Origin of the sequence: Longimicrobium sp. (genome assembly GCA_036377595.1) — a bacterium.
Taxonomy (GTDB): Bacteria; Gemmatimonadota; Gemmatimonadetes; order Longimicrobiales; family Longimicrobiaceae; genus Longimicrobium.
Window position 1 is genome coordinate 99,130 of the sequence record DASUYB010000198.1, and the last position, 22,119, is coordinate 121,248.

Annotated in this window: 23 protein-coding genes; 16 read left to right on the plus strand and 7 right to left on the minus strand. The window is 71.5% G+C overall.

Annotated elements, in window-relative coordinates; all coding sequences use genetic code 11:
- Positions 1–25 precede the first annotated feature (25 nt).
- Together VF092_31385 and VF092_31390 are read left to right on the plus strand one after the other, a co-directional pair.
- Positions 26–307 (plus strand): hypothetical protein, encoded by a 282-nt coding sequence (locus VF092_31385; protein ID HEX6751840.1) that lies wholly within the window; start codon positions 26–28, stop codon positions 305–307.
- Positions 308–616: 309 nt separating this feature from the next.
- A complete protein-coding gene (locus tag VF092_31390) occupies positions 617–1,168 on the plus strand; it encodes a hypothetical protein (protein ID HEX6751841.1) in 552 nt (183 codons plus the stop codon).
- Between the two features lie 79 nt (positions 1,169–1,247).
- On the opposite strand, the gene VF092_31395 is transcribed toward VF092_31390, so the two are convergent.
- The gene (locus VF092_31395) at positions 1,248–2,618 is read right to left on the minus strand and encodes an amino acid permease (GenBank protein ID HEX6751842.1); all 1,371 of its coding nucleotides are present in this window, start codon (positions 2,616–2,618) and stop codon (positions 1,248–1,250) included.
- A 170-nt stretch (positions 2,619–2,788) separates the two neighbouring features.
- Between VF092_31395 and VF092_31400 the strand changes: the two genes are divergently transcribed.
- The 9 genes from VF092_31400 (at position 2,789) to VF092_31440 (ending at position 10,867) form a co-directional block, all read left to right on the plus strand.
- Positions 2,789–3,949, plus strand: a complete 1,161-nt coding sequence (locus VF092_31400; protein ID HEX6751843.1) for a rhomboid family intramembrane serine protease — start codon at positions 2,789–2,791, stop codon at positions 3,947–3,949.
- 475 nt (positions 3,950–4,424) lie between these two features.
- Complete coding sequence (locus tag VF092_31405) at positions 4,425–4,697, plus strand: autorepressor SdpR family transcription factor (GenBank protein HEX6751844.1); 273 nt, start codon at positions 4,425–4,427, stop codon at positions 4,695–4,697.
- Positions 4,694–5,341 carry an SdpI family protein gene (locus VF092_31410; protein ID HEX6751845.1) on the plus strand — a complete coding sequence of 216 codons (648 nt, stop codon included), beginning with the start codon at positions 4,694–4,696 and terminating at the stop codon, positions 5,339–5,341. Before VF092_31405 ends, VF092_31410 begins: the two co-directional genes overlap by 4 nt.
- Before the next feature lie 29 nt (positions 5,342–5,370).
- Complete coding sequence (locus VF092_31415; protein ID HEX6751846.1) at positions 5,371–6,951, plus strand: alpha/beta fold hydrolase; 1,581 nt, start codon at positions 5,371–5,373, stop codon at positions 6,949–6,951.
- 176 nt (positions 6,952–7,127) lie between these two features.
- On the plus strand, positions 7,128–7,364 hold the full coding sequence (locus tag VF092_31420; protein HEX6751847.1) for a hypothetical protein: 237 nt from the start codon (positions 7,128–7,130) through the stop codon (positions 7,362–7,364).
- 237 nt (positions 7,365–7,601) lie between these two features.
- Complete coding sequence (locus tag VF092_31425; GenBank protein HEX6751848.1) at positions 7,602–8,012, plus strand: hypothetical protein; 411 nt, start codon at positions 7,602–7,604, stop codon at positions 8,010–8,012.
- Positions 8,013–8,293: 281 nt separating this feature from the next.
- Positions 8,294–9,253, plus strand: a complete 960-nt coding sequence (locus tag VF092_31430; protein HEX6751849.1) for an SPFH domain-containing protein — start codon at positions 8,294–8,296, stop codon at positions 9,251–9,253.
- A 7-nt stretch (positions 9,254–9,260) separates the two neighbouring features.
- On the plus strand, positions 9,261–10,190 hold the full coding sequence (locus VF092_31435) for a hypothetical protein (protein ID HEX6751850.1): 930 nt from the start codon (positions 9,261–9,263) through the stop codon (positions 10,188–10,190).
- Positions 10,187–10,867 (plus strand): NUDIX domain-containing protein, encoded by a 681-nt coding sequence (locus VF092_31440; GenBank protein HEX6751851.1) that lies wholly within the window; start codon positions 10,187–10,189, stop codon positions 10,865–10,867. Before VF092_31435 ends, VF092_31440 begins: the two co-directional genes overlap by 4 nt.
- A gap of 70 nt (positions 10,868–10,937) precedes the next feature.
- Here the strand turns inward: VF092_31440 and VF092_31445 are convergent, their stop codons facing one another.
- The 4 genes from VF092_31445 to glgB form a co-directional block, all read right to left on the minus strand.
- On the minus strand, positions 10,938–11,243 hold the full coding sequence (locus VF092_31445) for an XRE family transcriptional regulator (GenBank protein ID HEX6751852.1): 306 nt from the start codon (positions 11,241–11,243) through the stop codon (positions 10,938–10,940).
- A gap of 8 nt (positions 11,244–11,251) precedes the next feature.
- Positions 11,252–11,632, minus strand: coding sequence for a type II toxin-antitoxin system RelE/ParE family toxin (locus tag VF092_31450; protein ID HEX6751853.1), 381 nt, complete (start codon positions 11,630–11,632; stop codon positions 11,252–11,254).
- A 215-nt stretch (positions 11,633–11,847) separates the two neighbouring features.
- Complete coding sequence (locus VF092_31455) at positions 11,848–12,414, minus strand: hypothetical protein (protein HEX6751854.1); 567 nt, start codon at positions 12,412–12,414, stop codon at positions 11,848–11,850.
- Positions 12,415–12,443: 29 nt separating this feature from the next.
- The gene (gene glgB, locus VF092_31460) at positions 12,444–14,654 is read right to left on the minus strand and encodes a 1,4-alpha-glucan branching protein GlgB (GenBank protein HEX6751855.1); all 2,211 of its coding nucleotides are present in this window, start codon (positions 14,652–14,654) and stop codon (positions 12,444–12,446) included.
- A gap of 393 nt (positions 14,655–15,047) precedes the next feature.
- Between glgB and VF092_31465 the strand changes: the two genes are divergently transcribed.
- From VF092_31465 to VF092_31475, 3 genes are all read left to right on the plus strand, one after another.
- On the plus strand, positions 15,048–16,253 hold the full coding sequence (locus VF092_31465) for a histidine kinase (GenBank protein ID HEX6751856.1): 1,206 nt from the start codon (positions 15,048–15,050) through the stop codon (positions 16,251–16,253).
- A 310-nt stretch (positions 16,254–16,563) separates the two neighbouring features.
- On the plus strand, positions 16,564–17,316 hold the full coding sequence (locus tag VF092_31470; GenBank protein ID HEX6751857.1) for a LytTR family DNA-binding domain-containing protein: 753 nt from the start codon (positions 16,564–16,566) through the stop codon (positions 17,314–17,316).
- 322 nt (positions 17,317–17,638) lie between these two features.
- Positions 17,639–18,760 (plus strand): beta-propeller fold lactonase family protein, encoded by a 1,122-nt coding sequence (locus VF092_31475; GenBank protein ID HEX6751858.1) that lies wholly within the window; start codon positions 17,639–17,641, stop codon positions 18,758–18,760.
- Here the strand turns inward: VF092_31475 and VF092_31480 are convergent.
- Positions 18,732–19,223, minus strand: a complete 492-nt coding sequence (locus tag VF092_31480) for a DUF2335 domain-containing protein (GenBank protein ID HEX6751859.1) — start codon at positions 19,221–19,223, stop codon at positions 18,732–18,734. The two genes, VF092_31475 and VF092_31480, sit on opposite strands and share 29 nt — an antisense overlap.
- Positions 19,204–19,434 (minus strand): hypothetical protein, encoded by a 231-nt coding sequence (locus tag VF092_31485; GenBank protein ID HEX6751860.1) that lies wholly within the window; start codon positions 19,432–19,434, stop codon positions 19,204–19,206. The genes VF092_31480 and VF092_31485 overlap by 20 nt, the downstream gene beginning before the upstream one ends.
- A gap of 202 nt (positions 19,435–19,636) precedes the next feature.
- Between VF092_31485 and VF092_31490 the strand changes: the two genes are divergently transcribed.
- The gene (locus VF092_31490; GenBank protein ID HEX6751861.1) at positions 19,637–20,869 is read left to right on the plus strand and encodes a sensor histidine kinase; all 1,233 of its coding nucleotides are present in this window, start codon (positions 19,637–19,639) and stop codon (positions 20,867–20,869) included.
- Between the two features lie 128 nt (positions 20,870–20,997).
- Complete coding sequence (locus VF092_31495; protein ID HEX6751862.1) at positions 20,998–21,948, plus strand: ring-cleaving dioxygenase; 951 nt, start codon at positions 20,998–21,000, stop codon at positions 21,946–21,948.
- Positions 21,949–22,119: the final 171 nt, after the last annotated feature.

Sequence of the window (22,119 nt, forward strand, 5' to 3'; positions counted from 1 at the left end):
TGGACTCCCGGCACGGAGGCGGCGGATGGTGCAGGTGATCGAGAACCGCACGGCGCTCGGCGGCGTCGTGGAGCGCGTGGACGGCGACGCCGGAGCGGCCTCCGTGACGCTGCGGGTGGAGCAGGCCGACTCCGTGCCGGGCTTCGCCAATCTCCTCGAAGAGCGGCGCGGCGAGTCGATCACGGTCACGCTGCCGCTGGACGCGGGGCAGGCGCCGCCCAGCCCGGGCGACCGCATCCGCTTCCAGGCGCGTCTCGCCGGGCCGGAGCGCTACTTCGCCGTCCCCGGCACCGTCGAGCCCGGCTGATCCGGACGGCGGGAGAGGTCAAGACGGAGGCAGGGGAGATCGAATCGATCTCCCCTGCCTCCGTTTCTTCATGGCAGAGCCGGAATCTTCCGCGCCGCTCCTCCGTAGAATGCGTATACGAAATCCGGCATCTGGTTGATGCATCCGGACCGATCCCACCCCGACGTCATCCTGAGGCCGGCCAGACCGTAATCAGCGTCTGCGCGGGCATTTGCAGGCCGAAGGATCTATAAATCGCGTCAGCACGAGATCCGGTTGGACGCACCAATACTTCACCCGGACCTGGTATACCCGCACGGTGAACGACCGATGAAGCTGCTCTTTCTCCACGGAGCGCCCGCGTCCGGGAAACGCACGGTCGCCGAGGCGGTCGTCCAGCTCACCGGCGGCCGCCTGTTCGACAACCACGTGGCCGTGGACTTCGCCAGGAGCGTGATCGACTTCGATGGGCCGGGATTCTGGGATCTTGTCCACGCCTCCCGCCTGGTCGCCCTGGAGAAGGCCGCGCAGCACGGCGTCGGACTGGTGGTGCAGACCGCGTGTTATTCGCATCCAAAAGACCTCGCGCTCGTGGAGGATTTCGAGCGGGTGATTGCGCGGCATGGCGGAGTCCTGCTCCCCGTCTTCCTCACGTGTTCTCGGGAGACGCTCGAGGAACGCGTCGGCTCGGCGGACCGGGTCGCGAGGAGGAAGGTGGCATCGAAGGAAGGGCTGGACCGATGCCTGTCCCGCTGGAACCTGGTCCCGCTCCCCCGCGCGAATTGCCTGACGGTCGATACGGATGCCGCGAGCCCCGCCGACGCTGCCCGAACCATCGTCACTCATTTTGATCTGGCGAACGAAGCAGACAGCGGCACCTGATACAACAGAATTGAATCACACGGAGGGAACGGAGGAACTCAGGTCAGTCCTCCGTTCCCTCCATTTCCTCCGTGTGATTTCACTGATTCTTTTCGGCCGTACGCGTGGCGAAGAAGATGTAGAGCGGGGTGCCGGCCAGGAGGACGAGGAACCCCCAGAGCACCACCTCCGCGCCCACGCCGTAGACGGTGTAGAGGACGAAGACGAAGGCGACGCCGCCTGCGATCTGCGCGCGGCGCCGCTCGCGCGGCGTGTAGCGCGCGGGGTCGCGGCGGGCCAGCATCATCTCCGCCGCGGCGGCGTAGAGGTGGGGGACGAGGGTGGTGAGCACCGCCAGCAGCACGATGAAGTTGAACACGCCCAGCAGCGGCCTGGCGAAGTAGAGCAGCAGCATGGCGCTGGCGACCGCCGTCCCCGCGATCAGCCCCACGTGCGGCGTGCGGAAGCGTGGGTGGACCCGTCCCAGCGCGCGGAAGAAGATGCCGTCCTGCGCGGCGGTGAAGGGGACCCGCCCCGACATCAGGATCCACCCGTTCAGCGTCCCGATCCCCGCCGCCATCGCGAACACGCCGATCAGCACTTCCGCCCACGGCCCCAGCGTCCGCCCCGCGGCCACGGCGATGGGCCGCGCGCTGGCCGCGATCTCCGCGTTCGGCAGCGCGCCGGTCACCGCGATCGCCGCGACGAGGAAGATGCAGGTCGCGACGCCGTATCCGAGCAGCGTGCCGCGGCGGATGGTGCGGCCGGGCGACTGCACCTCCTCGGCGGGGACGGTCGCGGACTCCACGCCGGCGTACGCCCACACCACCAGCGCCGCCCCCGCCGCCAGCGAGCCGATCCCGTGCGGCGCGAACGGGGTGAAGTGCGCCGCCTTCGCGTACGGCAGCATCGCCAGCGAGACGAGGAGCATGGGGATGGCGCTGGTGAACATCACCGCGATCTGCAGCCGCGCGCTCTGCTTCACCCCGATCACGTTCAGCAGGCACAGCCCCCAGAGCAGCGCCTGCGCCAGCGCGAACTGCAGCACCGTGCTCTCCGCCAGCGTCGGCGAGAAGCCCACCGCGTAGCCCACCACCGCCGTCACGATCCCCGCGTTGCCCACCACGCAGCTGATCCAGTAGCTCCACACCGCCTGGAACCCCGCGTACTCGCCGAACGCCTCGCGCGCGAACACGTACGGGCCGCCGGTGAGCGGATAGCGCGTGCCCAGGCTGGCGTAGACGAGGGCGACGAAGAGGTATCCCGCCGCCGTCACCCCCCACGCGGCGATCCCCAGCGGACCCGTGGCCTGCGCCAGCGACGCGGGCAGGGTGTAGACCGACGTCCCCACCATGTTGCCGACGACCAGGGCGACCGTCCCCAGCAGCGTCAGTCCGCGGACGAGCGACGGGCGGGACGATGGAGATGGGGCGCGCGTGGACGCGTCTGCGGCGGGCGCGGTGGAGGACACGGGCTGGCGGGGCGCGGGTGATGGTCCGTCGGGGGGATGAACGAATGTGCGCGCGCCCCGTGGCGATCACAAGCGCGGGATGCCGGGCTTGACCGCCGCGTCCGCTTTCGTGATCGTCAGACCCCCTGGCCGCAGGGCCATTCTCGTCCCCCACGATCCGCGCGCCACGTTTGGACGTCGACGATTCGTTCGGTTCCGGGAAGCTCGACCCGTCGTCCTTCTGGGATGTCGCGCTGGGAGGCCCCAAGCCGCCCTGGAGCGAGTACGGCTGGGTGGGCGGCGGCACGGCCGTGGCCGCCACGCGGCGGCAGCTGGTGGAGCGCTGCGAGAAGCCCCCGCTCCCCGAGCTGGTGTGGACGCCCGAGGGCGAGGCGCTGGTGGAGCCGTGGGAGGTGCCGTGGCTCTTCGCGGCGTTCGTGCGGCAGCGGCTGGACGCGGTGCGCGACCAGATGAAGGTCTACGGCTTCATGCTCGGCGCGTGGATCGTCATCACCCTGATCGTGCTCGCCTCGGGCGAAGGCATTCCGGCGTTCAACGCCATCTTCCTGGTGCTGTCGGCGAGCACGCTCGCGCAGCACGTGATGACGTACCGCCAGCTCAAGCGCCTGACGCCGGAGTCGTTCGCCGCGCAGGTGGCGGAGATGCGCGCGCTCCCCGCCGCGCGCGCGGGGCGGCCCGTCTTCACCTGGGCGCTGGCGGCGATCGTCGCGCTGGTCGGGGCCGCGCAGCTGCTGTCGCCGGGATCGTCGACCGACGCGGCGGGGCTGGTGAAGGACGCGGTGCGCGCCGGCGAGTGGTGGCGGCTGTTCACCACGCCGCTGCTGCACGGCAACATCCTGCACCTGCTGATGAACGGCGGCGCGCTGCTGGCGCTGGGCACGCTGGTCGAGCGCTACGCCCACCGCGCGTTCGTGCCGCTGGTCTTCCTCCTCGCCGCGCTGGCGGGCGACGCCGGGTCGTTCCTCGTCTTCCCGCACACCACGTCGGTGGGCGCCAGCGGGGGGATCATGGGGCTGGTGGGATTCGCGCTGGCGCTCTCGCTGCGGCGGCGCGCGCTCCTGCCGAAGCGCCTGTCCTCGGCGATCCTGCAGGACATCGGCTGGATCGCGGTGATGGGAGTGGCCGGATACCGGTTCATCGACAACGGCGCGCACGCCGGCGGCCTGCTGGCGGGGATCGCGATCGGTGCGCTGCTCGTCCCCCGCGGCGGCGCGACACCGCACTGGGAGCCCGCGACCGCCGTCCGCGCCGCCGGCTGGGCCGCGCTGGCGGTGATCGCCGCCAGCGCGCTCGTCGCCATCGTCGTGATGTTCGGGGTCCCGGTGGTGTGAGGGTACGATCCGCGTGAGAGGCCGCGTGAGAGAGGGAGACATCCTGCCCGCCCGGCGCGGAGCCCTCTCCCCCCGGCCCCCTCCCCCAAAACCGACTGGGGGAGGGGGAGACCTCAGCGTGGCGAGGGGGGGCGGCTCGAGTGGGAGGCTTCCTGCCCGCCTGGGCAGGCCTCTCCCCCCGCTCCGCAGCGGAGGGGAGAACTCATCGCCGCGCACGCAGTTGCGCGAGCGAGCCTTCCCGCCACGATCGCGTCGCACCGCACTTTCTGAGTGTGCCGTTGGCTGCGGCGGCGCGATCGAAGTTACCCCCTCCCGTTATATCGGGAGGGGGTACGCGGCCCCAGCCGCGGGGGGAGGGTCCCGCGGGGGGAGGGGCTCCGCGCGAATCTCCTTGCCTCGCCGTGAAACCATCCCTAACATTTAGACGTACGTCTAATAGACGGTCATCTAAACGTCGTCGCCGCACCGGAACGGGATGCTGGACAACACCATGCGCGCGCTGGCCGATCCCACGCGCCGCGAGATCCTGAAGGCGCTGCGCCACGGCGACCTGGCCGCGGGCGAGATCGCCGCGCGCTTCCCGATGACCGCCGCCTCGGTGTCGCACCACCTGTCGGTGCTCAAGGACGCCGGGCTGGTGCGCGCCGAGCGCAACGGCCGCAACCTCATCTATTCTCTCGAGACCACGGTCTTCCAGGAGTTCCTGCAGGAGATGATGGAACTGCTGGGAACCGGGAGGGAGCCATGAAGAACCGCCGCTTCACCGCCATTCTCCTGGCCGCCATGTGGGTGTTCGCGGCCGCCGTGTACACCCGCCTGCCGGACCGCATCCCCACGCACTGGAACCTGCAGGGGCAGCCCGACGGCTGGGGCGGGCGCCTCGCCGCGTTCCTCTTCCCGGCCATCGCCACGGGCGTGGTGCTGCTGCTGACCGAGGTGCTGCCGCGCATCGACCCGCGCCGCGCGCACTGGGACAGGTTCCGCGACGTGCTCTGGCTCATCGTCAACATCGTCGTGCTCTTCGTCGCGTGGATCATGGTGCTGTCGCTGGGCGTGGCGCTGGGGTGGAACATCGACCTCCCCCGGGCCATGCTGCTGGGGATGGGGCTGTTCCTGACCGCGCTCGGCAACTACCTGCCGCGGCTGCGCTCCAACTGGTGGATGGGGATCCGCACGCCGTGGACGCTGGAGAGCGAGCGCGTCTGGCGCGAGACGCACCGCGTGGGCGGCCGCACCTTCGTCGCCGCGGGGATCGTGTCCGCGCTCGGGGCGTTCCTCCCCGCGCCGTTCTGCCCGTACGTGTCCATCGGCGCGCTCGCGGTCGCGTCGCTGATCCCGATCGTCTACTCGTACGTCGCCTTCCGCCGCGAAGCCGCCGGGCGCGCGGGGTGATGGAGATTCACGTCAACCGAAGCCGTGAGATGAGATTCAACCGCTGGTGCCCCGCCGCGCTCGTCGTGGGGATGAAGATGACGATGGTGACGCCCGCCGCGGCGCAGGTGGGCGAGCGTGGCGCATTCGTGCTGCGCGTGGGCGGAGATACGATCGCCGTGGAGCGCTTCACCCGCACGCCCGCCGGCGTCCAGGGCGAGCTTGGCCTGACGGGCCGCGCGCGCGTCGCCTACGAGGCGCGGACGGCGGCGGACGCATCCGTGGCGTCGCTGGAGATGCGCGCCTGGCCGCTCGCCGCGCCCGACACCGCGCGGCCGCTGCAGCACGTCACCGTCACCTTCGCCGGCGACAGCGCCGTCACCGTGGTCGCGGGCGGGCGGACGACGACGGTGCACGGCACGCGCGGCGCCGTGGCGCACGTGAACCCGTCGGCGGTGATGATGGAGCAGACGGTGATGCGCGCCCGCGCCCTCGGCGGTCGCGACAGCGCGATGGTGACGGTGCTCGTCGTCGGCATGCCCGAGCCGCTCGCCGCCCGCGTGCGCTGGCTGGGCGCCGACAGCGCGACGCTGACGGTCGGCGCCGTCGAGGCCCGGCTGCGCGTCGACGCGGCGGGGCGGCTGCTGGGCGGCGCGGTGCCGTCGCAGCGGCTTACGATCGAGCGCGTGGCCGGCGCGCGCCCGGTCGGCGCCGCGCCGCCGGACTACTCGGCGCCCGCGGGCGCGCCGTACGTGGCCGAAGAGGTGCGCGTCCCGCACCCCGGCGGCTTCCGGCTGGCGGGGACGCTGACGCTGCCGAACGCGCGCCGCGGTCGCGTCCCCGCGGTGGTGACGATCACCGGCTCGGGGCAGGAGGACCGCGACGAGGCCATCCCCGGCCTGCGCGGCTACCGCCCGTTCCGCCAGATGGCCGACACGCTGGCGCGCCGCGGCATCGCCGTGCTGCGGATGGACGACCGCGGCTACGGCGCGTCCGAGGGCGATCCCACGCAGGCCACCTCGCAGGACTTCGCCTCCGACATCGCGGCGGGGATCGCATACCTGCGTTCGCGCCCGGAGATCGATCCCGACCGCATCGCCCTGCTCGGCCACAGCGAGGGCGGGATCATCGCGCCGATAGTGGCGGCGGCCGATCCGCGCGTCCGCGCCGTGGTGCTGATCGCGGGGACGAGCCGCACCGGGCGGCGCATCCTCGAGTTCCAGCTGCGCAACCCGGCCGAGCGCGACACCTCGCTCTCCGCCGCGCGGCGCGACTCGGTGGTGCGCGCGGGGTGGCGCATCGTGGACTCGATGGCGGCGCGTACGCCATGGCTGCGCTTCTTCCTCGACTACGACCCGCTCCCCACCGCCCGCCGCGTCCGCCAGCCCGTGCTCGTCCTCCAGGGGGCGACGGACCAGCAGGTGACGGCCGACCAGGCGCCCGAGCTCGCCGCGGCCATCCGCGCGGGCGGCAACCGCGACGTCACCCTGCGCGTGTTCCCCGGCCTCAATCACCTGATGGTCCCAGATCCCTCCGGCATGCCCGCCGGATACGCGGGACTTCCTTCGCACAACGTGGCGCCGCAGGTGCTCGGCACCCTCGCCGACTGGCTGGCGGAGAAACTGAGGTAAACAGGTCTCACGCAGAGGGCGCAGAGGTCGCAGAGGAAAAGCCGGTGCCGTCGTGAGCTTCTCTGCGTCCTCTGCGCCCTCTGCGTGAGTCAAATCCGGATCGCGGATGGCACGTTTTGCGCGGCGCGCGCCCCGGCTCGCGAACGGTGGATGATCGGGGACAGGGGGAGGGGACGATGGCGAAGTGCGAGGTGTGCGGGAACGAGTACTACCTGTCGTTTGAGGTGATCGCGGCGGGGCAGAAGCACGTGTTCGACAGCTTCGAGTGCGCCATCCACAAGCTGGCCCCGGTGTGCGCGCACTGTGGCTGCAAGGTGATCGGGCACGGGGTGGAGGGGAACAACGAGATCTTCTGCTGCGCCAACTGCGCCCGCCAAGCGGGACTCAAGGGCGTCGCCGACCGCGCGCCCTGACGTCCGAAGCATGCGCCCGACGGCCGTATAGGGTCGCCTCTGCCGCGCCCCGACGTCAAAACTCTTGCCTCGACGACCCGCGTGAAACATCTGTGCAGCGTGCGGCAGGCATCGCGCCGCGGTGCAACCTGGAGCGCTCCCGGCGCGTACGGAGCGCACGGGAACGCCGCGCGGCGGTGGCTGTACACAGATGCGCGGCCGCCGCGACGGCGGCGCAGGGACGCAGGCGAAAGGGCGATGAAGGACCTGATGCTGGACGTGGTGGTGGCCATCGGGCTGCTCTGCGGGCTGGTGCTCGCGGTCGACGCCTTCCCGCGCGCGGTGGCGGCGATGCGCCGGCGCCGGCGGGCGCACGGCGGCGCGTTCGGCGTGGTCGTCGACCGCCGGGGGACGGTGCTGGGCACCTACCTCGACCCGTTCGGCCACCCTTGGCGCACGCCACGCGTGCACGACGCCGAGTCGCCGTGGGTGCGACCCGGGCCCGACGGGCAGGGATGGGCGTGGGAGGGCTTCGGCGCCACCGAGGAGGAGGCGTACCTGGCCGCCAACCGCCTGCGCCGCCGCCATCTGCAGCTCTTCACCTGGCTCCGCGACGACCTCGACGACGAGGTGTCGCCCTACGGTGAACCCTATCTCCCGCCAGGTTGATCGGATCGAAGCGAAAATCGAAGTGCCTGGGACGAAGCATCGTCCTGGGCACTTCTTCTTTTCACCCCCAGACGATCCATGGCCTCACGCGGAGCCGCGGAGACGCGGAGAACTCAGCACCGCGGCGGTGTTCTCCGCGTCTCCGCGTCTCCGCGTGAGATCAAGCAGTCTCAGAGGATGTACGTCAGCTTGCAAGAAAGGCGTGAGATCTCGCCCTTGACTTAGTGTTGGTGAAACACTAAACTGGTTAGTGTCGCACGCACACTAAATCGGAGGCGCGGATGATCGGGTACATGAAGGCGGGGCCGACGACGTACGTGATCCACCACCAGAACGGGAGGATCCGGCACGAGGGCGCCGGGCTCTCGTTCTTCTACTACGCGCCCGCCTCGACCATCGTGGCGGTGCCGCTGGCCAGCGGCGACATCCCGTTCGCGTTCCAGGAGACCACGGCCGACTTCCAGAGCGTCACGCTGCAGGGACAGCTCACCTACCGCATCGCCGACCCGGTGCGCGCGTCGAAGCTGCTGAACTACGCCGTGTCGCCGCTCGCGGGGCACGCGTACACCTCCGACGATCCCGACAAGCTCCCCGACCGCCTGGTGCAGACCACGCAGACGCTGGCGCGCGCCGTCGTCCAGCGCATGCCGCTGCGCACCGCGCTGCTCAGCTCCGAGGCGGTGGCCGCAGAGGTGCTGGCCGCGCTGCGCACCGCCGAGGCCGTGCAGATGCTGGGGGTGGAGATCCTGGGGCTGGTGATCACCTCGCTGCGGCCCACGCCGGAGATGGCGCGCGCGCTCGAGGCCGACGCGCGTGAGGGGCTGCAGCGCGCTGCCGACGAAGCCATCTACGCCCGCCGCAACGCCGCCGTCGAGCAGGAGCGCCGCATCCGCGAGAGCGAGTTGAACACCGAGCTGGCCGTGCAGGAGAAGCAGCGGCAGATCCGCGAGGCCGAGGTGGCCGCCGACATCTCCGTCGAGCAGCAGCGCGCGGTGCTCCTCGACGCGCGGGTGGAGAACGAGCGGAAGGACGCGGACGCGCGCGCCTACGCGCTCGACGCGGTGCTGGAGCCGCTGCGCCGCACCGACTGGAAGGTCCTCTCCGCGGCCACCGGCGGCGACGCACGGGGAACGGTCGCCCTCGCCTTCCGCGAGCTGGCCGAGAACGCGCGGCAGATCGGCACGCTCAACATCACCCCCGACCTGCTGCAGTCGCTGCTGGCCGCGCCGAAGGCGAAGTGAGGGCGCGATGTACGAGAAGATCGTGGTGGTGACGCGAAAGACGCGGCTGGAGGAACTGGTCGAGCGCTTCAACACGCGGGCGCAGGCGCAGTTCTACATCGAGCACGCCGGCGGCGACTTCGGCGCGTACGCGGACGAGCACGACGCCTACCGCCGCGCGCTGGCCGAGCTGCACCGCGCGCTGGAGCTGGGGATGCCGCGCCAGGTGCTCGACCGCGCGCTGGTGCCGACGTACACCTTCGGCCCGCACGACCTGGTCGTCACCGTCGGACAGGACGGGCTCGTGGCCAACGTGGCCAAGTACGTCGGCGCGCAGCCGCTGGTGGCGGTGAACCCCGATCCCGCGCGCTTCGACGGCATCCTTCTTCCCTTCGAGGTGAAGGAGTGCCGCCGCGCGGTCGAGGCGGTGCTGGAAGGGAAGGCGGCGGTGCGCGAGGTCACGCTCGCCGAGGCCCGGTTGGCCGACGGGCAGCGGCTGCTGGCGTTCAACGACCTGTTCGTCGGCGCGCGCAGCCACGTCTCCGCGCGCTACCGCATCCGCGCGGGGAAGGTGGAGGAGGCGCAGTCGTCCAGCGGCGTGCTCGTCTCCACCGGCGCGGGGTCTACGGGGTGGATGTCGTCGGTGTTCAACATGGCGCGCGGCGTGGCCTCGCTCACCGGCGGCCGCGCGGGCGAGCCGGTGCGCATGGACTGGGAGGATTCGCGGCTGATGTACGCCGTGCGCGAGCCGTTCGTGAGCCGCCACTCCGCCGCCACGCTCGTGGCCGGATGGATCGCCGCGGGGGAGACGCTGATGCTGCAGTCGCAGATGCCGAGCGAGGGGGTGATCTTCAGCGACGGCGTGGAGAGCGACTTCCTGCGCTTCGAGTCCGGCGCCTTCGCGCGCATCGGCGCGGCGGAGCAGCGCGCGCGCCTCGTCGTCGGCGTGCGGCGATGACGTCGACGGAGGCGGGCGAGATGGCGGCGCCGCGGCGCGAGCGTCCCGAAGTGACGGTGGACGTCGTCGTATTCACCCTTCTCGGCGGCGCGCTGCACGTGCTGCTGGTGCGGCGGGGGATCGAGCCGTTCCGGGGGCAGTGGGCGGTGCCCGGCGGCTTCCTCCTGGCGGACGAGTCGCTGGAGGCCGCGGCACTCCGCGAGCTGCGCGAGGAGACGGGCGTGGAGCAGGCCTTCCTCGAGCAGCTCTACACCTTCGGCGACCCCGGCCGCGACCCGCGCGGACGCGTGGTGACGGTGGCCTATTACGCGCTGATGGCGCCCGACGGGGTGGCGCCGCTGGTGTGGTCGGACGCGGCGGAGGCGCGCTGGTGGCCGCTGTCCGGGCTGCCGCAGCCGCTGGCGTTCGACCACGCGCGCATCGTGGAGGTGGCGCTCGCGCGGCTGCGCGGGAAGGTGGAGTACACCACCGTGGGATTCGAGCTGCTGCCACGCAAGTTCACGCTGGCGGAGCTGCAGACGGTGTACGAGGCCATCCTCGGCCAGCCGCTCGACAAGCGCAACTTCCGCCGCAAGATCGAGATGCTCGACGGGCTGGTCGCGCTGGACGAGTGGCGCCGCCCGCCCGCCGGCCGCCCCGCGCGCCTCTACGCCTTCCGCGCCGGGCCATCCCGGTAACGCTGATTTCACCCAGAGCCACGGAGGAACCATCTTCCCGCGGCTCTGCGTCTCCAGGTGGGCCAGTCTTTCAGACCACCACCTTTTCCGCCATCGGCTCCGGCGCGTCGGAGAAGCCGAGGAGGCGCAGCTCACCGCTGGGGAAGCGCGCGGTGATCTCCAACTCGCCACCGAGCGCCTCGATGTAGCGGCGGAGGGTGCTCAGGTACATGTCCGCGCGCTTCTCCAGCTGCGAGATGTTGGCCTGCGTGGTGCCGAGCGCGGCCGCCATCTCCTGCTGCGTCTTCTCGCGCGCCTGACGCAGCTCGTGCAGCGGGATCTCGAGCAGCATCTGCAGGCTGCGCTCCTGCGCCCGCTCGCGCGCCTCGGGGCTCATGCGGGCCCTCAGTTCAGCATACTTCTTCGCCATTGCTCGTCCTCCAGCGCAAGTTCGCGCAGGTGCATGTCGTACAGGGCGTCGGCGATCGGGACGTACTGGTCGTACCAGCGGTCGTCGCCCGTCTTGTCGCCGCCGATGAGGAGCATGGCCACGCGTCGCGGGTCGAAAGCGTACAGGACCCGGAACGGCCGGCCGCGATGCTGCACGCGAAGCTCGCGCATGTGGCCATGGCGCGAACCCCTGACTCCGGAGCTGTGTGGAAAGGGCAGCCGCGGCCCCGCCAACTCCAGCAGCCTCACCGACGAGTCGATCGACTCCTGCTCGTCTTCGTCCAGCGAGTTCCACCACTCCTCGAATTCGTCGGTGTACTCGACCTCGAAGCACATGCAACCGCTCCTGGTCTTGAGGTGAAGGATAATCGCCACCTTCTATAACGTCAAGCTTATTCGCCCGACAGCACCGCACGAAGCGGCTCGGCAGGATAAACGAGTCGTTAGGGCTTGAAAAGGATGTTGATTCTGTGGAAATCTTGAGGGAAACCACACGCGCCAGCGCTGAACCAACCCGGTTCAGCGGTGGCGCGATGTGGATGTTCTGGCGGCTACTGGAGCGCCTGCCGCACCTTCTCCGCGAGGACGCGGGTCATCAGCGGGAGGGCGGCGATCTCGTCGACGTCGGCCTGGTGGGCGCTCCAGGCGGTGTCGTAGCGGTCGACCACGGACTGGATGCGGCGCGGGCCCATCCCCTGCACCCGCTCCAGCATCGAGGCCAGGCGCTCGCGCTCCAGCAGCAGGCCGATGGCCTCGGGGTCCGAGGTGTCGTGGCCGCGCTCGCGGAGATGGTCGAGGAACGCCAGCCAGTCCTCGTGCCCCCACCCCGCCGGCCGCGCGGTGACGAACGCGCGCAGGTCGGCCTTCAGGTCGGGCCCCTTCTTCCGCCGCTCGAACCCGGCGGCACCCAGGTTCCCCGGCTTCCGCGCCTTCGCGTCTTTCTTCTTCTTCGCCGGCTCGCGCGGCTTCGCCGCGGCGGCGCGGCGCGCGCGGGGCGACAGCGTGTCGGCGGCGACCTCGGGCGGGTCGGCGGGCGAGGGGGCCACGTGCGCGGCCGCCGGGTCCACGCCCATCTTCGCGGGGGCTTCGGCGGCGCCCGCCGCGCTCTTCTTCGGCATCGTCTCGTTTCTCGTTCGTCAGGGGTCCGTCACGACGGCTCGTGCTTCAACACGACGGCACCCAGCGGCGGCAGCGTCAGCCGCACCGACTGGTCGAAGCCGTGCGCGGGCACGGGCTCGGTCTCCACCCGTCCCATGTTTCCCAGGTTGCTGCCGCCGTAGACGCCGGCGTCGCTGTTCAGCACCTCGCGCCACGCGCCCGCCTGCGGCACGCCGACGCGGTACTGGTGGCGCGGCACGGGGGTGAAGCTGAAGGCGAACACCAGCTCCTCGCCGCTTTCGGCGCCGCGGCGCAGGAAGGCGAGCACGCTCTGCTCCACGTCGTGGAAGTCGATCCAGCGGAACCCCTCGTAGCTGAAGTCCGTCTCCCAGAACGCCCGCTCGCGGAGGTAGAGCGCGTTCAGGTCGCGCACGAAGCGCTGCAGCCCCGCGTGCATCCCGTCGCCCAGCAGGTGCCAGTCCAGCGAGCGGCCCTCGCTCCACTCGCGCCACTGGCCGATCTCGCCGCCCATGAACAGCAGCTTCTTCCCCGGGTGCGCCCACATGAACGCCAGGGCGCAGCGGAGATTGGCGAACTTCTGCCACGGATCGCCCGGCATCTTCTCCAGCAGCGAGCCCTTGAGGTGCACCACCTCGTCGTGGCTGAAGGGGAGGATGAAGCGCTCGCTGAACGCGTACATCAGCGAAAAGGTGATCAGGTTGAAGTGGTACTTGCGGTAGACGGGATCTTCCTCGGCGAAGCGCAGGAAGTCGTTCATCCACCCCATGTTCCACTTCATGTGGAAGCCCAGCCCGCCCAGCTCCGGCCGCTGGGTGACGCCCGGCCACGCGGTCGACTCCTCGGCGATCATCAGCGCGCCGGGGTGGCGGTCGCGCACCGTGGCGTTCACCTGCTGCAGGAAGTGGATGGCGTCCAGGTTCTCGCGCCCGCCCAGCGGGTTGGGGATCCACTGTCCCGGCTGGCGCGAGTAGTCGAGGTAGAGCATCGAAGCGACGGCGTCCACGCGCAGCCCGTCGACGTGGTACTCCTCCAGCCAGTACAGCGCGTTGGCGACGAGGAAGTTGCGCACCTCGTTGCGGCCGAAGTTGAAGATCAGCGTCCCCCAGTCGGGGTGCTCGCCCTGGCGGGGGTCCTCGTGCTCGTACAGCGCGGTGCCGTCGAAGCGCCTGAGGCCGTGCGCGTCCTTGGGGAAGTGCGCGGGCACCCAGTCGATCAGCACCCCGACGCCGCGCGCGTGCAGGTGGTCGACCAGGTAGCGGAAGTCGTCGGGGGTGCCGAAGCGGCTCGTCGGCGCGAAGTAGCCCGTGACCTGGTAGCCCCAGCTGGGGTCGTACGGGTGCTCGGAGAGGGGGAGGAACTCCACGTGGGTGAAGCCCATCTCCGCCACGTAGTCGCCCAGGCGGTGCGCCAGCTCGCGATAGGTGAGCGGGCGGTTCTCCTCGTCGGGAACGCGCATCCACGAGCCGGCGTGCACCTCGTAGATGGTCATCGGCCGCTGGAAGCAGTCCTCCGTGCGCCGGCGCTCCATCCACTCGTCGTCCGTCCACTCCCACTCGCGCAGGTCGTGCACGATCGAGGCGGTGTCGGGATTGTGCTCGGCGTGGAAGGCGACCGGGTCGGCCTTGAGGAACTGGCCGCCGTGCGCGCCCTGGATCTCGTACTTGTAGACGGTGCCCTCGCCCGCGCCGGGAACGAACATCTCCCACACGCCCGCGCCGGGGTGGAAGCGCATCACGTGGCGGCGGCCGTCCCAGCGGTTGAAGCCGCCCACCACGCTCACCCGGCGCGCGCCGGGCGCCCACACGGCGAAGCGCGTTCCCGCCACGCCCTCTACCTCGCCGGGGTGCGCGCCGAGGACGTCCCACAGCCGCAGGTGCGTGCCCTCGCCGATCAGGTACAGGTCGAAGTCGTCGATGGTGGGCGGGAACGCGTACGGATCCGCCTCTTCCTGCGTCGTCCCGTCCACCTCGTGCACCCGCAGGCGGTAGGGGAACGGGTGCGTGCCGGGGGGGAGGACGAGCTCGAAGAAGCCGTCGGGGTGTACCTGCTCCATCTCCGTGGCCTCGCCGGTCCCGGCGTCGACGACGGCGGCGGACCGGGCGCCGGGAAGGAAGGCGCGCACCACCAGCCGCAGCTCGCCCGCGAGGGAGACGCGGTGCATGCCGAGCACGCGGAACACGTCGTGGTGGTCGCCGTGCACCACCTGCTGTATGTCGATGGAGAGGGTCGCCAGGGCCATCAGGTCCACGAGGATCGGGCGCCGCGCGTGGGGCGGCGCGCGGTCAGCCAGCCGGAAGATGCATACGAAGCCGCGCCGACGCGCCTGCGAACGGCGTGCCGCGCGGGTAGATCTGCCGCGGGCGCCAAAGTACACGGCGTGCGGTGACGGGGCGAGGTCGGGAGATCGTGATGCCGTCTCGACGCGTCGCCGCTCGCCGCCGCGATTCCGCCGCTCGGGTGACGCGAGGGGCCGCTCGCCGGACGAGTGATGTGAGGCGGTGGCGGTTCCCCGCAGATTCCAGTCTCCCGTGATGGGTCGAGCCCGCGCCGTCTGGACGTGGGGAACAATGCCGCTAAGTTCGCAGGGTGATGAGGGATGAAGCTCGCGGAGACCTGGAGGCGCGGAGCCGCGATGTTCTGTGATGACGACGACGATCCGCCCGAGGGAGAGCGGAATCTCCCACAGGACGTAGCACCGGGAGATCCGAACGCGCCGGTGACGGCGTCGGGCGCGGTGGCGGACGCGTTCCGCGCGGCGCCGCGCTCGGCCAAGCTCTACTTCCTGGGCGCGGGGCTGTACATCGCGGGGATCACGGCGTGGATCGCGCTGTCGCGGCGCGACGCGCTGCTGCAGGCGCCGGTGTGGGCGGCGCTGCTGGGCGGCGGCTCGGGGGTGGTGCTGGGGATGGCGGTCGCCCTCTCGCGCGTTGCGCAGGGCGACCGCTGGCGCCAGCGCTTCAAGTGGGGGATCGCGCCCAAGCGGCTGACCGAGATGCTGCTGGCGCTGCCGCTGCTGGCCTTCCTCTCCGGCTCTGCCGCCGCCGCGGCGACGATCGTGATCGCCGGGGCGGCGTGGAAGGAGCCGTGGCTGCTGCTGGCCGCCGCGGCCACGCTGTTCGTGGTGCTGGCGTCGGGGAAGCTGCTGTCCGACAGCACGCGCTACATGTTCTTCCACGCGCGCGAGCAGGCGGCCGCGGCCGGCCGCGCGCGCGCCGAGGCGGCGGACGCACAGCTGGCCGCGCTGCAGGCGCAGGTGCATCCGCACTTCCTGTTCAACGCGCTGAACACCATCGCCGCGCTGGTGCGGACGGACCCGCGCGCGGCCGAGGCGACCACGGAGAACCTGGCGCGCGTCCTCCGCCGCACCTTGGACCGCACACGCCGCACCGACTGCACCGTGGAGGACGAGATCGACTTCCTGCGTGCCTGGCTGTCGGTGGAGCGCGCGCGCTTCGGCGCGCGGCTGCGGGTGGACTTCGAGGTCGACCCCGCCGCGGAGCCGCTGCGCATCCCCACCATGACGCTGCAGCCGCTGGTGGAGAACTCGCTGAAGCACGGCATCGCGGGGAAGCTCGAGGGCGGCCGCGTGACCGTCCGCGTGGGCGGCGACGACGGGCGGCTGCGGCTGGAGGTGGAGGACGACGGCGCCGGCTTTCCGCGCGAGCCGCGCGAGGGCACGGGATTGACGAACCTGCGCCGCCGCCTGGAGACGATCTACGGCGGCGCCGCCGAGCTGCGCGTGGAGCGCCCGCCCCACGGCGCGCGCGTGGTGGTGGAGCTGCCGGCGTCGCCCGGCCGGAACGGGAGTGGAGGCGAGCCGGCGCCGAACTCGGGGTGAAGGCTCGTGCATTGATACCGGCTTCTGCGCGGCCGCGGTGGGCCCCTCCCCCGCGCTGCGCAGGGGAGGGGAGAACTCAGCGCGGCGCAAGCGCTTGCGTGAGGGATGCGCGCCCGGAGGGCCGGGACGCCGCCGCGCGCGCGCCCTCGCCGACGATCCGCGTGGATGCTGGGCGCGGCGGTGGCCCGGCGCCGTTGGCCACAGTTGTATCGTGGCCTACGGCGCGCGCAGCCCGTTTGGGCGTCTCAGCGCCCAACACGCCCGAACCCCGCAGTTTTCCTTTCTCTTCTTCCGATCGAAAAAACCGACGATGCGCGTGCTGGTGGTGGACGACGAGCCGGCGGCCCGGCGCCGCCTGGCGCTGATGCTGGAGGAGCTCGACGAGGAGGTCGTGGGCGAGGCCGCCAACGGCGTGGAGGCGCTGGAGATGGCGCGCGAGCGGCGCGCCGACCTCCTGCTGCTGGACATCGAGATGCCCGAGGTGGACGGCTTCGACGTGGCGCGCCACCTGGCCCCGCCGCGCCCGCTCCTCGTCTTCCAGACGGCGTACGACGAGTACGCGCTGCGCGCCTTCGAGCACGCGGCGCTGGACTACCTGGTGAAGCCCGTCACGCTCGACGGGCTGCGGCGGGCGCTGGGCCGCGCGCGCGAGCGGCTGGAGGCGCCCGCCCGACCGGCCGTCGACGCCGAGGTGCTGCGCGGCCTCCGCGCCTCCGTTCCCGGGCAGGCGCCCCGCCGCCCCCGCCTGCTGGTGCGCGAGGGACGCGGACACCGCCTCGTTGCCTTCGACGCCATCACCCGCTTCGCGGCCGACGAGGGGCTCGTGTACGCGCACCTGGTCGGCGGCGAGAAGCGGCTGACCGACTACACCCTGGCCGAGCTGGAGGAGCGCGCCGGCGAGGCCTTCGTGCGCGCCAGCCGCGGCGAGCTGGTGAACGCCGAGGCGGTGGAGCGCATCGTCCGCAACGGCGACGGGAGCGCCACGCTGGGGCTGCGCGGCGGCGCCAGCGTGCACGTGAGCCGCCGCCGCGCGCCCGACGTGTGGGCGCGGCTGGAGGCGTAGCGGGCCTCACGTCACCTCTGGCGGGTGTCTCCTTTCCGCCGGGCCGCGCGTTGTAGGGGCGCCCCGGTCCTGCGGTGTCATCCCGGCCGAGGCGATCGAGGGAGACGAAGCCCGAGACGGCGACCCGATCCGCGCCGCGCGTTGTAACTGCTTGCGGCGCAGAGAGCTATGCCCGTCCAGATGCGGCCGTGATGGTCCGCGTTGTGCGGACGGGCGAGAGGTCCGGAACGCTTCGGAGGCACGCGCTCCCAAGCGCCGCACGTCCACGCACCGGGGGACGGCGGCGCGCCCCGCAACGGCTCCCGGGAGAGGTGACGCAACGATGTGGAAGTGGATCGGCGCCGCGGCGCTGCTGGCGGTGGCCGCGTGCAACTCCAACCCGTTCGACGGGCTGGAGATCGACGTTCCCGGCGCGGCGGTGTTCGCCATGACCAACCAGCCGGGCAACGCCGTGGTCATGTACCTGCGCGACATCAACGGGGGCCTGACCACCGGCGTGGCCTACCCCACCGGCGGCGCGGGGACGAACGCCAGCCTGGGCTCGCAGGGCGCCGTGGCAGTCACCATCGACGGCGCGTGGGTGCTGGCGGCCAACGCGGCCAGCAACGACGTCAGCGTGTTCCGCGTGCACCTGGACTCGCTGGAGCTCGTCGGCCGCACGCCGTCGGGCGGCACCAGGCCGGTGAGCATCGCCGTCCGCGGGGTGCTGGTGTACGTGCTGAACGCCGGCGGGGCGGGAAACATCACCGGCTTCCGGCTCACCAGCACGGGGCTGACCGCGATCGAGGGCTCCACGCGGGCGCTGAGCGGCGCGGCCGACCCGCAGCCCGCGCAGGTGGGCTTCTCGCCCGACGGCACGCGGCTGGTGGTGACCGAGAAGGCCACCAACAAGATCGACATCTACACCGTGAACGCCGACGGCACCGTCTCCGGGCCCACGGTGAACAACTCCACCGGGGTGACCCCCTTCGGGTTCGGCTTCTCGCCGGTGACGGGCGTGCTGCTCGTGTCCAACGCCAACGCGCCGGGCGGCACGCCGGTGCCGGACGGCAGCTCGGTCACGGAGTACACGCTGGACACCACCAACCACATCAGCGTGCTCAGCGGCCCCGTCGGCACCACCGAGACGGCGGCATGCTGGACGGTGGTCACGCCCGACGGGCGGGTGACCTTCGTCTCCAACACCGGCAGCAGCAGCATCAGCGCCTTCCGGCTGTTCGAGGGGCTCACCCTGGTCACGCCGGACGGGAAGACGGCCACCACGGGGCCCGCGGGCGCCATGCCGGCGGAGCTGGCGATCACCAGCGACGGCGCCACGCTCTACGTGCTGAACACGGGGATCGGCACGATCCGCGGCTACCGCGTGAGCAGCACCGGCTCGCTGACGCAGGTCACCGAGGTCACCGGCCTTCCCATCAACTCGTACGGCATGGCCGCGAACTGATCGTTCGGGGGATGAAGAGAAGCCGCCCCTCCCGCACCACCCGCCCGGCCATGTAGACGCCGACGAGCGACGCCAGCGCGCTGATCACCACGCCCGCGCCCGCCAGGTCGGTGATGCGCCCGGTCACCATCCCCACGATCCCGCCGCCCACGCCCAGCAGCCCGATCGCCCCGCCGAAGAGCACGCCCAGGGTGGCGTTCAGGCCGTTGAACCAGAGGGCGCGGCTCTGCAGCGCGCGCCGGTGCGCCGCCTCCTGCTCGGTGAGCCGGAGAAAGCGCTCCGTGACCCCGGAGTGCAGGCGCTCGAGCAGGCGAAGCTCGCGCGCCGGCGGCATGGGGCTGTGATAGGTGAGGGTGTGGGTCTGGACCTGCGTGAGCTGGACCGTGGCGGTCCCGGCGGCGGGGAGCGTGGGCTGCGCGGCGGCGCGCTGGAGCGCGGTGTGGCTACGGGCTGCTCTTCCCATTGAAGGTTCCACGGAGCTCCGCCGAGAGTTTGTCCCATGCACGCCGCTGGTCGCCCGCCAGCGCTTCCCAGTCCGAGATCAGTGCGGCCGCATCGTCGAGCGGCGGCTCGGGCCATCCCACCGGAGCGGGCGACAGCGCGCCCAGGTCCAGCGCCCGGGCCATGCCGCGCACGAAGGCGCCCGGGTCGGGGAGGTAGTCTTTGATGCGCATTGGTCCGCCTTTGAACCGGTGCCTGAGACCCGCTTCGAGCGCGTGTACTTTGTATAGACGAAGATCCTGCGTCAAGGGGTAAACTGAACGGAGTACCAAAGAGGCCACGGGTGGCCCGCATCGTGCTTGTCCAACCACGGAATCGCGCCTGCGCGGCCATCGCGCGCGGCCTTCCTGCTCCAACCTCTGACGAGCGAAGCGGTTGTACGAGGCAACGGACACGAGCGTGAAGTGCCGGCTGGCGGGGGTGCTGGCCGGCTTCATCCGCGACCGGCGGGAGGAGCTGACCCGGCGGTGGCTGGACCGCATCGCCGCGCGCGTGGAGCTGGACCCGAACCGCATCTTCCCCACCGACGAGATGCTGGACCACGTGCCGCTGCTGATGGACCGCATCGCCGACTACCTGGAGGATCCGTCGGAAGAGATTACCGCCGACGCGCCGGTGACGGGGAAGGCCATCGAGCTGGGTGAGCTGCGCTGGTCGCAGGGGTTCGACGCGCACGAGATCCTGAAGGAGTACGAGATCCTGGGCGGCGTGCTGTTCGCCTTCCTGGCGCGCTCGGTGGACGAGATCGACGAGGAATGCCCGCGCAGCGAGCTGCTGGCCTGCGCGCACCGCCTGTTCCGCGCCGTCTCGGTGATCCAGCAGGTCACCACCGCGCACTACCTGAGGCTGGCGGCGGAGCAGGTGACCGAGCGCGAGCAGCGGCTGCGCGGCTTCAACCGCATGGTCACGCACGAGCTGAAGAACCGCATCGCCTCGGTGCTGGGCGCGGGACAGCTGCTGGCGGACCCCGAGATCGCCTCGGACGAGCGGCAGCGCGCGCGCTTCGCGCAGATGGTGGTGCAGAACGCCGAGGGGATGCAGGCGGTGCTGGAGAACCTGCTGGAGCTGAGCCGGATGGACGTGGAGGCGCGGCGCCAGCGCAACGTCCCCCTGCCGCGCGTGGCGGCGGAGGTGTGCCGGCAGCTGCGCGACATGGCCGCCGCGCGCGGGGTGAAGGTGCGGCTGCGCGACCTTCCCGAGGTGGAGGTGAACGCGGCGGCGGTGGAGCTCTGCCTGAGCAACTACATCTCCAACGCCATCAAGTACGCCGACCCTGCGCGCGACGAGCGCTGGGCCGAGGTGCGCGGCCGCCTGGCGGGCGAGGCGAGCGGGTGCGAGCTGGTGATCGAGGTGCGCGACAACGGGCTGGGCGTGCCCGAGGACCGGCGCGAGCGCCTGTTCACCCGCTTCTTCCGCGCGCACGGCGACACGGTGACGGGAGTGGAGGGCACCGGCCTGGGCCTCAGCATCGTCCGCGACACGGTGGAGGCGATGGGCGGCCGCGCCTGGGCGGAGTTCGAGGGCGCGGAAGGCTCGTGCTTCCTCGTCTCCCTCCCCTGCCGCCGCCAGGCCGATCAACCCGCGGCGGAGGCGGCCGTCATCGCCTGATCGCCCCGATCTCCGTCTCTTTCATCGCGATCGACGTCACCTGCGCCGGACGCGGCACGGAGCGCGCGGGTTCGCACCTTCGCCGCCGTATCGCCGTCATCTCATCTCCATCCCGTCGGAAGGCAGCCATGGAGCTCACCGGCATCCACCACCTGACCGCCATCTCGGCGAACATCCGCGAGAACCACCGCTTCTACACGCAGGTGATGGGGATGCGGCTGGTGAAGCGCAGCGTCAACCAGGACGACGTGAGCGCGTACCACCTGTTCTACGCCGACGGGGCGGGGAGCCCGGGGACGGACCTGACCTTCTTCGACTGGCCGGTGCCGCCGGAGCGGCGGGGGACGCACAGCATCTCCCGCACGCACCTGCGCGTGCGCGGCCGCGACGCGCTGGAGTGGTGGGAGCGGCGGCTGCGCGAGCACGGCGTCTCCGCCAGGGAGGTCGGCGAGCGCGACGGGCGGGCGGTGCTGGACTTCGAGGACCCCGAGGGGCAGCGGCTGTCGCTGGTGGACGACGGCGGCGCGGGGTTCGATCCCGTCCCGTGGGAGCGCAGCCCCGTTCCCACCGAGTGCCAGGTGCGCGGGCTGGGGCCGATCGTGCTGAGCGTCCCCAGCATCACCGAGACGGACGCGGTGCTGACGCGCGCGCTTGAGATGCGCCGCGTGCGCGACTACGCGCACGATTCCGCGCAGCCGAACGTGCACGTGTACGAGATGGGCGGGGGCGGCCCGCACGCGGAGCTGCACGTGGCGGTGCAGCCGGACCTTCCCGTCGCCCGGCAGGGCGCGGGGGGCGTGCACCACGTGGCGTTCCGCACGCCGAACGAGGACGAGTACCACGCGTGGACGGCGCGGCTGAACTCGCTCGGCATCCCCAACAGCGGCGAGATCGACCGCTACTGGTTCCGCAGCCTGTACTTCCGCGAGCCCAACGGGATCCTGTTCGAGATCGCCACCGACGGCCCCGGCTTCGCGGTCGACGAGGACGCGTCGGCGCTGGGCGAGAAGGTGGTGCTGCCGCCTTTCCTGGAGCCGCACCGCGCAGCCATCGTGGCCAACCTCAAGCCGATCGACTGACTTCGCTCGCGGAACGCCCCTCCCGCAGCGAGCAACTGCGTTCACCCACGGGCAGCGACCGACGCAGACGGCGATCGAGCCGCTGCGATCGTGCCGTGCAGGAACAAACCTTTTCGAAGTACCAGGACTCTAAAAATAGCCCACTTACCGTGCGGCGTGGCGGGGCGACCG

Bases quoted from the DNA above. Each gene is read 5' to 3' on its own strand.
- VF092_31425 (HEX6751848.1), top strand. From the start codon at position 7,602: ATGAAGGACCTGATGCTGGACGTGGTGGTGGCCATCGGGCTGCTCTGC.
- VF092_31435 (HEX6751850.1), top strand. From the start codon at position 9,261: ATGTACGAGAAGATCGTGGTGGTGACGCGAAAGACGCGGCTGGAGGAA.
- VF092_31450 (HEX6751853.1), bottom strand. From the start codon at position 11,632: ATGTGCTTCGAGGTCGAGTACACCGACGAATTCGAGGAGTGGTGGAAC.
- glgB (HEX6751855.1), bottom strand. From the start codon at position 14,654: ATGGCCCTGGCGACCCTCTCCATCGACATACAGCAGGTGGTGCACGGC.
- VF092_31445 (HEX6751852.1), bottom strand. From the start codon at position 11,243: ATGAGCCCCGAGGCGCGCGAGCGGGCGCAGGAGCGCAGCCTGCAGATG.
- VF092_31455 (HEX6751854.1), bottom strand. From the start codon at position 12,414: ATGCCGAAGAAGAGCGCGGCGGGCGCCGCCGAAGCCCCCGCGAAGATG.
- VF092_31475 (HEX6751858.1), top strand. From the start codon at position 17,639: ATGTGGAAGTGGATCGGCGCCGCGGCGCTGCTGGCGGTGGCCGCGTGC.
- VF092_31405 (HEX6751844.1), top strand. From the start codon at position 4,425: ATGCTGGACAACACCATGCGCGCGCTGGCCGATCCCACGCGCCGCGAG.
- VF092_31470 (HEX6751857.1), top strand. From the start codon at position 16,564: ATGCGCGTGCTGGTGGTGGACGACGAGCCGGCGGCCCGGCGCCGCCTG.
- VF092_31485 (HEX6751860.1), bottom strand. From the start codon at position 19,434: ATGCGCATCAAAGACTACCTCCCCGACCCGGGCGCCTTCGTGCGCGGC.
- VF092_31390 (HEX6751841.1), top strand. From the start codon at position 617: ATGAAGCTGCTCTTTCTCCACGGAGCGCCCGCGTCCGGGAAACGCACG.
- VF092_31480 (HEX6751859.1), bottom strand. From the start codon at position 19,223: ATGGGAAGAGCAGCCCGTAGCCACACCGCGCTCCAGCGCGCCGCCGCG.
- VF092_31420 (HEX6751847.1), top strand. From the start codon at position 7,128: ATGGCGAAGTGCGAGGTGTGCGGGAACGAGTACTACCTGTCGTTTGAG.
- VF092_31465 (HEX6751856.1), top strand. From the start codon at position 15,048: ATGTTCTGTGATGACGACGACGATCCGCCCGAGGGAGAGCGGAATCTC.
- VF092_31430 (HEX6751849.1), top strand. From the start codon at position 8,294: ATGATCGGGTACATGAAGGCGGGGCCGACGACGTACGTGATCCACCAC.
- VF092_31385 (HEX6751840.1), top strand. From the start codon at position 26: ATGGTGCAGGTGATCGAGAACCGCACGGCGCTCGGCGGCGTCGTGGAG.
- VF092_31410 (HEX6751845.1), top strand. From the start codon at position 4,694: ATGAAGAACCGCCGCTTCACCGCCATTCTCCTGGCCGCCATGTGGGTG.
- VF092_31440 (HEX6751851.1), top strand. From the start codon at position 10,187: ATGACGTCGACGGAGGCGGGCGAGATGGCGGCGCCGCGGCGCGAGCGT.
- VF092_31495 (HEX6751862.1), top strand. From the start codon at position 20,998: ATGGAGCTCACCGGCATCCACCACCTGACCGCCATCTCGGCGAACATC.
- VF092_31415 (HEX6751846.1), top strand. From the start codon at position 5,371: ATGAGATTCAACCGCTGGTGCCCCGCCGCGCTCGTCGTGGGGATGAAG.